Origin of the sequence: Aquisalimonas asiatica (genome assembly GCF_900110585.1) — a bacterium.
In the GTDB taxonomy this organism is placed as follows: domain Bacteria; phylum Pseudomonadota; class Gammaproteobacteria; order Nitrococcales; family Aquisalimonadaceae; genus Aquisalimonas; species Aquisalimonas asiatica.
This window is the reverse complement of sequence record NZ_FOEG01000005.1, coordinates 77,433-90,817: the sequence shown is the minus strand read 5'-3', so window position 1 is coordinate 90,817 and position 13,385 is coordinate 77,433. Positions and strand designations below refer to the sequence as shown.

Here is a 13,385-nt window from a genome sequence, read left to right as displayed (position 1 = left end):
CCATGAGCCTGTATCAGCCCAAATCCACGCTGAAGCTGATCCTCTACGGTTTCGGCTTTGTCAGCCTGCCGCTGATCATCGCCCTGGGGTACGCAGGGCTGTACGTGGATCGGCTGGCCAATCAGAGCCAGCACGCGGTCTACCAGGCTGTCCAGGCCATCACGGCCAGCCGGCAGCTTATCGACCTGGTGACCACCATGGAGCGCAGCGGCCGGCAATACCTGATCCTGGAGGAGCCGGAATTTCTCGAGAACGTCGAGGATGCGCACGAGGAGTTCCAGGAGACCGCGCAGCGCCTGCACAGGCTCCCGCTGGACGAGGCACACCGCGAGCGGGTGGATGACCTCATCGACGCCGAACGGTACGTCTACGAACAGATCTCCGGTTACGACGGCGGGGAAACCGATCAGATCGCGCTGGCACGCCAGTTCATGGAGCTGACCCAGCTGGGGCAGGACGTCCTCTCGGGCAGCAACCGCATGGTCGACCGGGAGGTTCGGACCATGCAGGAGACCGCCACGCGCGCCCAGCAGCTGCTCTTCTGGCTGGCCGTCGCCCTGGGGCCACTCACCATTGTCTCGGTGGGGTTCTTCACGACCCTGATCGCACGGCCCATCCGGCAGCTGGACCGCATCATCCGCCGCATGGGCACCGGGGACTTCCAGCAGCCGATCCAGGTCGCCGGCCCCCAGGACCTGCAATACGTGGGCGAACGCCTCGACTGGCTACGGCAGCGCCTGCTGGATCTTGAGGAGCAGAAGGCCCGCTTCCTGCGCCACGTCTCCCACGAGCTGAAGACGCCGCTCACCGCCATCCGCGAAGGGGCGGACCTGCTGGAGGACAGCTCCGTGGGGCGGCTCAACGCCGAGCAGCAGGAGATTGCCCGCATTCTCGCCAGCAACACCCAGCAGCTCCAGCACCTGATCGAGGACCTGCTGAACTTCAGCACGGCGCGGGATACGGCCATGGCCATGGACATCAAACGCACGCGGCTGGCCCCCCTGATCGAAGAGGTGGCCCGAAACCACAAACCTGCCATGCTTTCAAAAGATCTGCAGCTCGAGACGGAGCTGCAGGACATCCACATCCGTGCGGACGCTGAAAAGCTCCGCACGATCGTGGACAATCTGCTGTCCAACGCAGTCAAGTTCTCGCCCACGGGCGGGCGCATCCACGTTGGGTTGACGCGCGACGGTGACGGGGTCGCGCTGACAGTGGCCGACGAAGGGCCTGGCATCGAAGCGGACGAGCAGGACGCCGTGTTCGACGCCTTCTTCCAGGGCAGCATCCGGGCCGAGGGATACGTCAAGGGTTCAGGCCTGGGTCTGTCCATTGCCAAGGACTACGCAGAAGCCCACGGGGGCTCGATCAATCTGGAATCACCGGGGCAGGCGGGAACCCGGATCAGGGTGGACCTGCCGCTCAATGCAGGGTCGACAAGTCAATGAACATCAACACGACGGAACGGAACGCCAGCCCGGTGCGCGGGTGGCGCATCGCCGGTCTGGTCACCATCACGCTGCTGCTGGGTGGGTGCCAGGCCATGACGGAGCAGTGGTGCAAGACAGCGGAGTACTGTGAAGTGTCGCCCAACGGGGACACTCATGAGCTCGATGAAGACCTCATCGACTACGCGCTCATGGTCGACCGGATGAATGCGACCATGCTGCAGGCGGAGCATGAACGGCTGAACGGCCGGGTTCGCCATTCCGAATGCACAATGGACCATCTGCGCCTGGCCCTTGTGTCAAGCCGCCTGGAGCCGAACGGCAGCCTCGACGATGCGGCCCTGGACGGGCTCCAGGCCTGCCGGGATGCCACCGACATCCACCCGGCACATGCCGCCCTGGCATCAGTATTGCATGACGCTCACGAGCAACTGGCTGGTACGTCGTCAAGAATGACGGAGCTGGAGGCAGCACTTGATGAACAGCGATCACGCAATGCCGCACTTGAAGAGCAGCTCGAGGCCCTCAAGGCCATTGAGCGGAGCATTATCGAGCGTGGCCGCGATTGAGCGAGGAGGCAAACGAATGAAGCGGCGCAGCATTCTCCTGGTGGATGACGACCCGGGCCTGCTCCGGCTCCTGTCCATCCGTCTGAAATCAGCTGGATACACCGTGACCGCCGCCGAAAGTGGCGAGGAAGCGCTGGCGAACATGTCCGCCGCGCGCCCGGACGTGGTCATTACCGATCTGCGCATGGGCGGCATGGATGGGCTGGCGCTGTTCGAGGCCATCCACCAGGACCACCCCACCCTGCCGGTCATCATTCTCACGGCGCACGGCTCGATTCCGGATGCAGTCGAGGCAACCCGCAGCGGCGTGTTCAGCTTCGTCACCAAACCGTTCGACAGCCAGAAACTGCTGGAACAGGTGGCCGCCGCACTGGAGGTCTCCGGCGGCTCCGAGAGCAACGACGCACCCGCCGCGGAAGACTGGAGCGAGCACATCATCTCCCGCAGCGCACCCATGAAGAACGTGCTCAGCAAGGCGCGCATGGTCGCCGACTCCGACGCGAGCGTGTTCATCCGCGGCGACAGCGGCACCGGCAAGGAGCTGCTGGCCCAGGCCGTGCACCGGGCCAGCCGGCGCCGGGAGCAGCCCTTCATCGCGGTCAACTGCGGCGCCATCCCCGAACCACTGCTGGAGTCCGAACTGTTCGGCCACCGCAAGGGGTCGTTCACGGGCGCAACGCAGGACCACCAGGGCCTGTTCCAGGCCGCCGACGGCGGCACGCTGTTCCTGGACGAGATCGGTGACATGCCGCAGCCGCTGCAGGTCAAACTGCTGCGCGTCCTGCAGGAGGGCCAGGTCCGCCCCGTGGGCGCCACCTCGTCCGTGCCCGTTGATGTGCGCATCATCTCCGCGACCCATCGCCAGCTCGACGAGGAAATGCAGGAGGGGCGCTTCCGCGAGGACCTCTACTACCGGTTGAACGTGGTCTCCCTGGAGCTGCCCGCCCTGGCGGACCGCCGCGAGGACATCCCGCTGCTGGCCAACCATTTCCTCCAGACCCTGGCACAGAAGTACGACAAGCTGGCCCGCAGCTTCGCGCCCGACGCCATGGAGCGGCTGGTCAGTGCGCCCTGGCCCGGCAACGTGCGCCAGCTCTACAACGTGGTTGAACAGACCGTGACCCTCTCCACTACGCCGGTGATACCGGACAGCCTGGTGCAGTCCGCCCTGCGCGACGAGCCGGGCTCGATCCTGCCCTTCGCGGATGCCCGCCGCCGCTTTGAAAAGGACTACCTTGCGCGCCTGCTCCAGACCACCGGCGGCAATGTCAGCCAGGCAGCGCGGCTGGCACGGCGTAACCGCACCGAGTTCTACAAGCTCCTGCACCGACACCAGATCGACCCATCCCTGTTCAAGGCCCAGGATCGCTGAACGGCATGCGGCCCGGGCAGGCCGTTGAACCGGCCGGGCGTGTTGCCAGGCGGCGACACGCTCAGTCCTTCCGTCCGGCGCCCCGGCGGGCGGAGCGCCAAAAAACGTCGCCCTCAAGCGACACCCCGTCGGAGCGACACCGGCACCGCGCCGGTTGCCGCTCCCGGGGGTTGGCATTAAATTGGGCGACTTCCTCGCGATCCGATTCTCCGGCCTTGCAGGTAAATGTGAACGTGACCAAATTTCGATGGCCCATACGGGTTTACTATGAAGACACCGACGCGGGCGGGGTCGTCTACCACGCCAACTACCTCAAGTTCTTCGAGCGGGCGCGCACGGAATGGTTGCGGGCACTGGGCTTCGAGCAGGACCGGCTCCGCGATGAACACGGCCTGGTGTTTGTGGTCCATGACATGAACCTGCGATTCCATCAGCCGGCACGGTTCAACGATCAGCTGGTCGTGACCTGTGACGTCCGGCAGGCGCGCGGCGCAAGCATGACGTTCCATCAGGAGATCCTGGCCGCAGACCAGGACACGCGACTCTGTGATGCCGGCCTGACGGTCGCGTGTATCGATAACCGGGCGTTCCGGCCGCGCCCCATCCCGAAAATGATTCGAGCGGAGATGCAGCATGCAAGGTGAGATGTCCATCCTCCAGCTGGTACTCGATGCCAGTCTGCTGGTTCAGGCGGTGATGCTGATTCTGGTGCTGGCGTCGGTGGCATCCTGGGCGCTGATGTTCCGCAAGCGCGCCGTGGTCAATGACGCCGTGGAGACCGCCGAGGAGTTCGAGGATCACTTCTGGTCCGGCGGCAACCTGGCCGAGATCTATGCACGGGTGGGCTCGTCCGAAGAGGCCAACGGCGGCATGGAACGGATGTTCCGCGCCGGCTTCCGGGAGTTCTCCCGCATGCGCAAGCAGGGCGCCTCCCCGGAAGCGCAGGTGGAAGCATCGCAGCGGGCCATGCGCATCAGCCTCGCGCGCGAGGAGGACGAACTGGAGTCGCACCTGCCCTTTCTTGCCACCGTCGGCTCGACCAGCCCCTACATCGGCCTGTTCGGTACCGTCTGGGGCATCATGAACTCCTTCCGCGCCCTGGGCACACAGCAACAGGCGACGCTCGCCACGGTTGCTCCCGGCATTGCGGAGGCATTGATTGCCACGGCACTGGGGCTGTTCGCAGCCATTCCCGCGGTCATCGGCTACAACCGCTACGCCAGCTCGGTGGAACGCCTGTGCGGCCGCTACGAGACGTTCATGGAGGAGTTCATCAGCATCCTCCAGCGTCACGCCCACGCGCAGGCCTCGCAGACACCTCAGGAACAACGGGACTGAACCATGCGCCGCGCCTACCGCGCCAAACGCAAACCCATGTCCGAGATCAACGTGGTGCCCTACATCGACGTGATGCTGGTGCTGCTGGTGATCTTCATGGTCACCGCCCCCCTGCTCTACCAGGGCGTCGACGTGGACCTGCCCCGGATCGAGGCCGAGCCGCTCCCCCCGGAGGAGGACGATCCCGTGATCGTCACGGTGAACCGCGACGGGGAACTGCTGGTCAGTATTGGCACGGACCCGGACGAGCCCGTTGGTGCCAGCGAGGTCGTCGACCTGGTGAGCCGGGTGATGCGCAACAGCCCGGACACACCCGTGCTCGTGCGCGGCGACGAACAGGTGCCCTACGGGCGGGTGCTCGATACCATGTCCATGCTGCAGCAGGCCGGCGTGCCACAGGTGGGCCTCATGACCCGACCACCATCGGACGACTGATCAGCGATGGCAGACTGGCTCGCGAAACTGTCCGCCGCACGCTACGTGATCTATTCGACCGTGGCGCACGCGGCGCTGTTCGGCCTGTTTCTCGTCCAGTTCAGCGGCCCGATGGTGACCCAGGAGCACGAGGAACCGCCGGAGGTCATCAACGCCCTCGCCATCGACGAGGACACGGCGCTGGAGCCCATGCGCGAACGCCAGCGTGCCGCCGAGGAAGCGCAACGACAGGCGGAGCGTGAGGCGGAAGCCGAGGCACAACGGCAGCGCGAGGAAGAAGAGCAGCGCCAGCGCGAAGAGGAAGAGCGCCAGCGGCAGGAGGAAGAACGCCAGCGGCAGCAGGAAGCCGAGGAGCAGGCTCAGCGGGAAGCCGAGGCCGAGCGGCAACGCCAGGAGGCCGAAGAACAGCGGCGTGCGGAAGAGGAAGCCCGGCGCGAGGCCGAAGAGGAAGAGCGGCGGCGACAGGAAGCCGAAGAGGAACGCCGGCGGCAGGAGGCCGAGGAAGAGCGTCGACGCCAGGAGGAAGAGGAACGGCGGCGACAGGAGGAAGAGGCGGAACGGCAGCGGCAGGCCGAGGAAGAGGAGCGCCGCCGCCAGGAAGAGGAAGAGGCGCGCCGGCGTGCCGAGGAAGAGGCACAGCGCGAGCGCGAGGAAGAGCTCCAGCGGCAGGCGCGGGAAGAGCAGCTTGCCCGTCGAGCGGAACGCGAGACCACCCGGTTGCAACGCGTCTGGCAGCAAGAGGTGGAAAGCGCCTGGTCACGGCCACCCGGCACCGATGAGGGGCTGGTCACCGACGTGCGAGTCCGCCTGCGACCCAACGGCGAAGTGGTCAGCACCGAAGTGGCGCGCAGCAGCGGCAGCTCGTCCTTTGACCGCTCCGCCGAGAACGCCATCCGGCGCGCCTCGCCACTGACGGTCCCTGACGATGAAGAGGTCTTCCAGCGCGCCGGCCTCGAGCATTTCGTTTTCCGATTCAACCCGGACGGATAATCATGCATCCACGATTGAAAGCACTGGCCGCCGCCGCGCTCACCCTCGGGTTACTTCCCGGGCTGGCAAAAGCGGAACTCGTAGTGGAGATCACCCAGGGCGCGGAAGCGGCGCTGCCCATCGCCGTCGCCGAGTTCGGTGACGATGGTGAGGCACCACCGGAGGACATCGCCACCATCATCCGCAACAACCTGCTGCGCAGCGGCCAGTTCGATCCGCTGCCCCAGGAGGAGTTCATCGACAACCCGACCCGCAGCGATGACGTGCGCTACGAGAACTGGCGCGCCCTCGGGGTCGACAACCTGGTGGTGGGGGAAACCCGGCGCGACGGCGACAACTTTCAGGTCCGCTTCGAGCTGCTGGACGTATTCACCGGCGACCGCATGCTCGGCCGCTCCTTCCGTGTCCAGCCCGGCTCCCTGCGGGCGGTGGCCCACGTCATCAGCGACAGCATCCACGAGGAACTGCTGGACCGCCCCGGCGCCTTCAACACCATGGTGGCCTATGTGGCGATCGACGAAAGCGGGGACGAGCGGGAGTTCGAGCTCATCGTCGCCGACGCCGACGGGCACGACCCACAGTCGATCCTGACCTCCTCGGAACCGCTGCTCTCCCCGGCCTGGGCCCCGGACCGGGAACGCCTGGCCTACGTTTCCTTCGAGGGCCGCCGCTCGGAGATCTTCGTGCAGAACATCCGTACCGGCGAGCGTGACAACATCGCCAGCTTCCGGGGCCTGAACAGCGCACCGGCGTGGTCCCCGGACGGCAGCACCCTGGCGGTGACCCTGTCCAAGGACGGCCAGACGGACATCTACGCGCTGGACGTGGAGACCGGCTCCACCACCCAGATCACCAACCACCACAGCATCGACACGGAAGCCGCCTGGAGCCCCGACGGCGACAGCATCTATTTCACCTCCGACCGTGCCGGCAACCCGAACATCTACCGGGTCGACGCCGACGGCGGCAACGTGGAGCGCATCACCTACGAAGGCACCTACAACGCCTCCCCGGACATCTCCCCGGACGGCGAACAGCTGGCCATGGTCCACCGCACCGACGACGGCTTCCGCATCGCCGTGCAGGACCTCAACCGCGACCGGTTCCGGGTGGTCAGCGAGGGGCCCCACGACGAAAGCCCGAGCTTTGCACCCAACGGTGCGTTGCTGGTCTACGCCACTCGCCAGGATGGCGTTGGCGTTCTCGGTACGGCCTCCATGTATGGCGAGGCACGCCACATCATGGCCACGGAAGGCCGCACGCTGCGGGAACCGGCCTGGTCGCCGCAGTAGAACCATTACAACGATGATTGAACGTGAGAGGTATACACGATGACGCATAGCAAACGGTTTGCCCCCTGGCTGCTCGCCGCCGCTTTCGCACTGGTCCTTGCCGGTTGCGCCACACCGGGCGAGGACGAGGAGCGGGTGGAGGATCAGGACGACGAACTCACCGAAGAAGAGATGGCCGCCCTGGACGAGGAAGAGCGGCGCGAGGCGGAAGCCCGTGCGGCCCGCGAGCGCGGCGCTCTCGAAGGCGAAGCCCTGGAGGCGGCGCTGGACGACCCGGACAGCCCGATCTCCGATCGCGTGGTCTACTTCGCTTTTGACAGTAGCGACATCCGCGACGAGGATATGGAGATACTCGAAGCCCATGGCGAGTTCCTGTCGGACCACCCGAACCAGGAAGTCACCATCGAGGGCCATACCGACGAGCGCGGTGCGCGCGAGTACAACCTGGCACTCGGCGAACGCCGCGCGGAATCGGTGAAGCGTATCCTCGTGCTGAGCGGCGCCTCCGAGGATCAGCTGGAGGTGGTCAGCTACGGCGAAGAGAGCCCGGTCGCCAGCGGCAGCGATGAAGAAGCCTACCAGCAGAACCGTCGCGCCGAACTGGTCTACTGATACAGACCGACCCCCCGGGGGCAATGCCCCCGGGACACCCCTGAGCGGCGGTGACGCGCGGTCATTGCCGCCTGCTTCCACAGGTGACGATCCATGAATCGCGTTCCGAACATGCCCACCAAGCGCCGGTCCATCTTCGCCAGCTGTCTGAGCCTGTTGCTGGCAGCGTCCCTGTCAGCACCCGGTCTTGCCAGCGCCGACGACGACCTGGAACGCCGCATCGAACGGCTGGAGCGCGTGCTGGACTCCCGGGCCCTGGCCGAGCTGAGCAACCGCCAGGAGCGGCTGCAGCGGGAGGTCTCCCAGCTCATCGGTGAAATCGAGTCCCTGGAGCGGCAGATCGAGGAGGTCAACCGGCAGCAACGCAACCTCTTCGAAGACCTGGACGACCGGGTGCTCGAACTGGAACAGTCCGGCGTCGCGGGCGGCACCGCCGACACCCTGCCCGACACGCCGGCCCTGGACGCCGCCGTTGACGACGATGACGCCCTGATGGACGACGAGGCAGCCGCAGAAGCGGAAGACGACACCTCTGACGCGGCCGAGATCTACTCGCGCGCTTTTGATAAGCTTCGCGACGGCGATTACGCGGAAGCCGGCGACGGGTTCCAGGAGATCCTGGATGACCACGGCGACAGCGATTACGCGGACAACGCCCGCTACTGGCTCGCCGAGACGCACTATGTGGTGCGGGAATTCGATGAAGCCATGGAACACTTCCAGACCCTGATCGACAACCCGGACAGCGGCAAACACGCCGATGCCAAGCTCAAGGCCGGATACATACACTACGAGCGGGAAGAGTGGAGCGAGGCCCGCGAGCTGCTGGAGGCGGTACGCGACGAATACCCCGACAGCACCGTCGCCAGCCTCGCCGGCAACCGGCTCGAACAAATGGACGACGAAGGCCGCTGAGCGGCGACCATGAACGAGACCACCGAGACAGCGCGGTTGCGCATCACCGAGATCTTCCACTCCCTGCAGGGCGAGGCACGCAGCGTGGGCTGGCCCACCGTGTTCGTGCGCCTGACCGGCTGCCCGCTGCGCTGTCATTACTGCGACACCGCCTATGCGTTCCACGGCGGGGATACCCGGTCGCTGCCCGAGATCATGGCCGAGGTGCAGCGCCACGGCAGCCGCCACGTCACCGTGACCGGAGGCGAACCGCTGGCCCAGCGCAAGGGGTGCCACGCCCTGCTGCAGGCGCTGGTGGACGCCGGTCATGAGGTCTCCATCGAGACCTCCGGCGCCATGGACATCGACGGCATCGACAGCCGCGTCAGCCGCGTGGTCGACCTCAAGACCCCGGCATCGGGCGAGTCCAGTCGGAACCTGTGGTCCAACATCGAGCTCCTGGAGCCGAACGATCAGGTCAAGTTCGTCATCTGCGACCGGGCCGACTACGAGTGGGCGTGCGCCGTGCTCGCGGACTACGCCCTGGCGGACCGCTGCGAAGTGCTCTTCTCCCCGAGTTTCGGCCAGCTCTCCGGGCGCGACCTGGCGGACTGGGTGGTTGCCGACGCCCTGCCCGTCCGCTTCCAGCTCCAGCTGCACAAGCTGCTCTGGGGCGACGTCCCGGGACGCTGACCATGAGCGGCACACAGCGCCCCGCAATCATCCTGCTCTCCGGAGGACTCGACTCGGCCACCGTACTCGCCATGGCCCGGGATCTCGGCTACCGGTGCCACGCCATCAGTTTCGACTACGGCCAGCGCCACCGCTCGGAGCTGGCCGCCTGCGACGCCATCGCCGCACAGGGCGCCCACGAGCACCGGCGAGTCACCCTGGATCTGGGCGCCATCGGCGGCTCGGCACTGACCGATACCGCCATTGACGTCCCCGAGACGCCCGCCGACGGCATTCCCGTCACTTACGTGCCCGCGCGCAACACCGTCTTCCTGTCACTGGCCCTGGGCTACGCGGAGGTCGTGGGGGCGTTCGACCTGTTCATCGGCGTCAACGCCGTGGATTACTCGGGATATCCCGACTGCCGCCCGGATTTCATCCGTGCGTTCGAGGCCACGGCCAACCTGGCCACCCGTGCCGGCACCGAGGGTGAGCAGCGTTTCCGCGTCCATGCACCGCTGAGCGACATGAGCAAGGCCGATATCATTCGCCACGGCCTCGCCCTGGGCGTGGATTACAGCCGCACCGTCTCCTGCTACCAGGCGGATGACCAGGGCCGCGCCTGTGGTGTCTGTGACTCCTGCCGCCTGCGGGCGGCCGGTTTCAGCGAGGCCGGCGTCACCGACCCCACACGCTACCGGCCCGGCGTGTGAACCCTGGCGAACATGGCCCAAGGTTTGACAGCCAGATTAGTTTGGGTATGATTCGCGGCGGTCGGGTCGTTAGCTCAGTTGGTAGAGCATCGGACTTTTAATCCGCTGGTCGCAGGTTCGAATCCTGCACGACCCACCAATTTCCCCTCTCCAGGACGCCGTCGAACACCCTCTGCCCGGCGCTTGTCGGAATTTTTTACATCTCCCGCACAAAAAGATAAGACTCCTGATTCAATTCAGCAGCTAACCGCGTGTTAGCGATACAGGTTCGGTGCGTTGGCAACGAAGCTGCATGCGGTCGGTCCGCGGCTCGCGACAATCATAAAAAGCGCTGCCGTGCCCGTCGATTACGCAGGAGTTCACGCCATGGCACCCGCATCCACCGCTCCGTCGCTGTGCCCGTCACCCGTCCGCTACGGCTCCGGCATTCCCCGGCGCTGGCTCAGGCCGCTGGTCGTTGCCGTCGTCATGGTGGCGTCGTCCAGCCACGCCGCGGTGGCCGACCCCATCCCGCCGGGGATGACCGAACGTCAGCACGATCTGCTCGTGTACGCCTGGCACGAAGGCATGAAGCGCAATCTGGCGGTCACCACCACGTCCATTCTCCTCCAGGAGTCCTCCGCCGGAACCGATCACAAGGTGGGCGACCGCAGCAACGGTTTCGGGCGCCGCTCCTATGGTGTCATGCAATTGCAGCTCGGCGCCGCCCGTGACGCCCTGGAGCATTGCCCGGAACTGGGCCGCTTCCGCACGGAAGAGGAGATCATCGCCCGGCTGATTCATGACGACAGATGGAATATCCGGGTCGGCGTGTGCTTTCTCGACCGCCTCAACACCCGCCAGAGCATGACGTGGCGGGAGCTGATCACCGCATACAATCGCGGCATCCAGGGGAGCCGCGCGGTTGACCCCGACACCTTCCCTTACACCCTCAGCGTGGTTGCCCACGCGACTGCTGGCGGCCTGGTGGGCGACAACCGCGCCTATTTCCAGCGCAAGGCCGAGGAGCGCTACGGCCCGTCACTGCGGGAACGCGAACGACCAGCAGCCGAGGTGGCCATCGACCTGCCCACGTACTGGCACTAGCGGCGCCTGTCGGTTTTCTTGACACCTATTTCCCGGCAAAGGCAGCCGATACTTTCAAGCCTTGCCGGCGGGCGCGTCGTACCCTCAATCGGGTATCGCCGACTTGAGGAGGGGCCCCATGGGCACAGCGCGCATGCTGGTCGGCTCGATCCTGCTGGGCGCAGGGCTTGCCACCGCGGACGAACCACCGCACTGGGAGGGTGAATGGAACGCCTTCCCGGACGATCTCGGTACCTTCGAGTACTCCCCGGACGAGCTGCGCGAGGCGTGGCAGGCGCTGCACAGGCGCGACGGGCTCCCCTGGCCGGACGCGGACCACGTGGAACGGTGGGGGGAAGGCGTGGACGACCCGGCGCAGGTCGCAGAGACGCTCGTCCAGGGGTGGCGGCAATACCACGCCGGCGACTTCCAGAAGGCCTACCGGATCGGCACCGAAGCCGGCCACGCCGGCAATCTTCTCGCCGGCCGCGCCTGGCTGACCTACGCCAACCATCTTCCCGACGACAGCGATGACCGTGCCGCCATGCTCGCCCACGGCGTGGAGATGATGGAGGAACGGATGCAGAGCCGCGACGGCGCTATCCCGCCCTGGGAGCACGCCGGCTTCGCCCTGCTGCTGGGCCAGCACTCGAAGCACCTCTCCACTGGTCAGGCAGTGCGTGCCGGTATCCCCGGACGGGTGACCGATCACCTGGACGCGGCCCTGGAGGAAATGCCGGAACTCCCCTCCGCGCTGGGGACCTATGGCGGCTACCACACGGAGCTGGTCGACCGGGTCGGCGGTGCCCTGGCCCGGCTCACTTACGGCGCCAATCGCGACGAAGCGGTCTCCTGGTTCGAGAAGGCGCTGGAGGAAGACCCGGATCTGGTCATGGCACGCACCGAGTATGGCGAAGCGCTGCTGCGACTGGATCGTGACGGTAACTGGGACGCGGCCATGGCGCAGCTGGAACGCGCTCTCGACACCGAGCCCCGTGACGCCGACGACGCACTGGAGCGGGAGCGCGCACGCCGGATCAAGGCCGAGTGGAAAGCGGAGCGGGAGTCGGACGACGATAACGGGGAACTGCCGGAGGGGCTTGGCGGCTGACTCAGGGCACGGCGGCCACGGAACCGCTCAGATGCCGCACCTCGGCCCCGGGGTCCGTGAGTACATAGGTGGTGCCCCCGTCGTCATCACGGACCCACTGGCGGACCTGGCCCGGCAGACGCACCGGGCGGCGGAACGCGACCTCCAGGCGGACCGCACCCGGCCAGGACGGCTGCAGCGCAGCGAGGCTGCGGGCGAACAGCCACATACCGTGGGCAATCGACCCGGGCATGCCGAAGACCCGTGCCAGGGCATCATGCAGGTGGATGGGGTTGAGATCCCCTGCAATCCACCCGTAACGGCGCCCGATCCCCGCCGGCGCCTCCCAGGCGCCGATCTCGGCATAACCCCCCATGGCCGGCACGCTCCGCGCCCCGCCCGGGCGCCTGCCGGCGCGGCGGGCGAGATTGGTACTGGTGCCGGTCCACACGACAGCTCCCGCGGCGTCCAGTGCCGACGTGGTCATGTCGAACTCCACGCCCTTGTCCACCTCCCGCCTGCCACCAAGCGCCACCTGCAGGGCGAGCGGTTCGCCGGCGTCGATGCCGCGGTACTGGCACACCGTGTTGCGCACATGGACCAGCCCCGGCAACCGAAACGGAAACGCGGGGTGTGTCAGCGCCGCCAGATGGAGCGGCCCGGCCATGGCGTGCGGATAGGTGACCGGCAGCAGGCCGTCGTCGGCGAAGCCACACACGGCACGGTAGGCGTTCAGGCGGCGCGCATCGGGTGGCGCCGGGGGCACGCAGGCCACGATGGGGGGCACGTCGCCAGCGGTTTCTGCGGTGGCGCCGCCACGCAGGGCGGCGCGGACCAGGCCCCGGAACGCCGACGGCATGCGCGAATAATGCCGTGTATGGCTGCTGCCCCCCAT

General features: G+C 66.7%; 15 protein-coding genes and 1 tRNA gene. 15 read left to right on the top strand and 1 reads right to left on the bottom strand.

What is annotated here, in order from left to right:
* The first annotated feature begins 2 nt into the window (after positions 1 to 2).
* From BMZ02_RS12395 to BMZ02_RS12325, 15 genes are all read left to right on the top strand, one after another.
* A complete protein-coding gene (locus BMZ02_RS12395) occupies positions 3 to 1,448 on the top strand; it encodes a HAMP domain-containing sensor histidine kinase (RefSeq protein WP_091644311.1) in 1,446 nt (481 codons plus the stop codon).
* Positions 1,445 to 2,017, top strand: coding sequence for a hypothetical protein (locus BMZ02_RS12390; RefSeq protein WP_091644308.1), 573 nt, complete (start codon positions 1,445 to 1,447; stop codon positions 2,015 to 2,017). Before BMZ02_RS12395 ends, BMZ02_RS12390 begins: the two co-directional genes overlap by 4 nt.
* 16 nt (positions 2,018 to 2,033) lie before the next feature.
* Positions 2,034 to 3,389, top strand: a complete 1,356-nt coding sequence (locus BMZ02_RS12385; RefSeq protein WP_091644306.1) for a sigma 54-interacting transcriptional regulator — start codon at positions 2,034 to 2,036, stop codon at positions 3,387 to 3,389.
* A gap of 233 nt (positions 3,390 to 3,622) precedes the next feature.
* Positions 3,623 to 4,033, top strand: coding sequence for a tol-pal system-associated acyl-CoA thioesterase (gene ybgC / locus BMZ02_RS19225; RefSeq protein WP_281244340.1), 411 nt, complete (start codon positions 3,623 to 3,625; stop codon positions 4,031 to 4,033).
* Positions 4,023 to 4,727 carry a protein TolQ gene (gene tolQ, locus BMZ02_RS12375; RefSeq protein ID WP_091644301.1) on the top strand — a complete coding sequence of 235 codons (705 nt, stop codon included), beginning with the start codon at positions 4,023 to 4,025 and terminating at the stop codon, positions 4,725 to 4,727. Before ybgC ends, tolQ begins: the two co-directional genes overlap by 11 nt.
* A 3-nt stretch (positions 4,728 to 4,730) precedes the next feature.
* A complete protein-coding gene (gene tolR, locus BMZ02_RS12370) occupies positions 4,731 to 5,162 on the top strand; it encodes a protein TolR (protein ID WP_245754031.1) in 432 nt (143 codons plus the stop codon).
* 6 nt (positions 5,163 to 5,168) lie between these two features.
* The gene (tolA, locus tag BMZ02_RS12365) at positions 5,169 to 6,152 is read left to right on the top strand and encodes a cell envelope integrity protein TolA (protein ID WP_091644298.1); all 984 of its coding nucleotides are present in this window, start codon (positions 5,169 to 5,171) and stop codon (positions 6,150 to 6,152) included.
* Between the two features lie 2 nt (positions 6,153 to 6,154).
* Positions 6,155 to 7,444, top strand: coding sequence for a Tol-Pal system beta propeller repeat protein TolB (gene tolB / locus BMZ02_RS12360; RefSeq protein WP_091644295.1), 1,290 nt, complete (start codon positions 6,155 to 6,157; stop codon positions 7,442 to 7,444).
* Positions 7,445 to 7,483: 39 nt separating this feature from the next.
* Entirely contained in the window at positions 7,484 to 8,056 is a 573-nt protein-coding gene (gene pal / locus BMZ02_RS12355) for a peptidoglycan-associated lipoprotein Pal (RefSeq protein ID WP_091644293.1), read from the top strand.
* 93 nt (positions 8,057 to 8,149) lie between these two features.
* Entirely contained in the window at positions 8,150 to 8,971 is an 822-nt protein-coding gene (gene ybgF / locus BMZ02_RS12350; RefSeq protein ID WP_091644290.1) for a tol-pal system protein YbgF, read from the top strand.
* A 9-nt stretch (positions 8,972 to 8,980) separates the two neighbouring features.
* Positions 8,981 to 9,643 (top strand): 7-carboxy-7-deazaguanine synthase QueE, encoded by a 663-nt coding sequence (gene queE, locus BMZ02_RS12345; protein WP_091644288.1) that lies wholly within the window; start codon positions 8,981 to 8,983, stop codon positions 9,641 to 9,643.
* Positions 9,644 to 9,645: 2 nt separating this feature from the next.
* Positions 9,646 to 10,335, top strand: coding sequence for a 7-cyano-7-deazaguanine synthase QueC (queC, locus tag BMZ02_RS12340; RefSeq protein WP_091644285.1), 690 nt, complete (start codon positions 9,646 to 9,648; stop codon positions 10,333 to 10,335).
* A gap of 63 nt (positions 10,336 to 10,398) precedes the next feature.
* Positions 10,399 to 10,474 (top strand) — tRNA-Lys (locus BMZ02_RS12335).
* A gap of 227 nt (positions 10,475 to 10,701) precedes the next feature.
* Positions 10,702 to 11,421 (top strand): hypothetical protein, encoded by a 720-nt coding sequence (locus BMZ02_RS12330; RefSeq protein WP_091644282.1) that lies wholly within the window; start codon positions 10,702 to 10,704, stop codon positions 11,419 to 11,421.
* Between the two features lie 118 nt (positions 11,422 to 11,539).
* Positions 11,540 to 12,511 carry a tetratricopeptide repeat protein gene (locus BMZ02_RS12325; RefSeq protein ID WP_091644280.1) on the top strand — a complete coding sequence of 324 codons (972 nt, stop codon included), beginning with the start codon at positions 11,540 to 11,542 and terminating at the stop codon, positions 12,509 to 12,511.
* A gap of 1 nt (position 12,512) precedes the next feature.
* Here the strand turns inward: BMZ02_RS12325 and BMZ02_RS12320 are convergent, their stop codons facing one another.
* Positions 12,513 to 13,385 (bottom strand): MaoC/PaaZ C-terminal domain-containing protein, encoded by an 873-nt coding sequence (locus tag BMZ02_RS12320; protein WP_091644277.1) that lies wholly within the window; start codon positions 13,383 to 13,385, stop codon positions 12,513 to 12,515.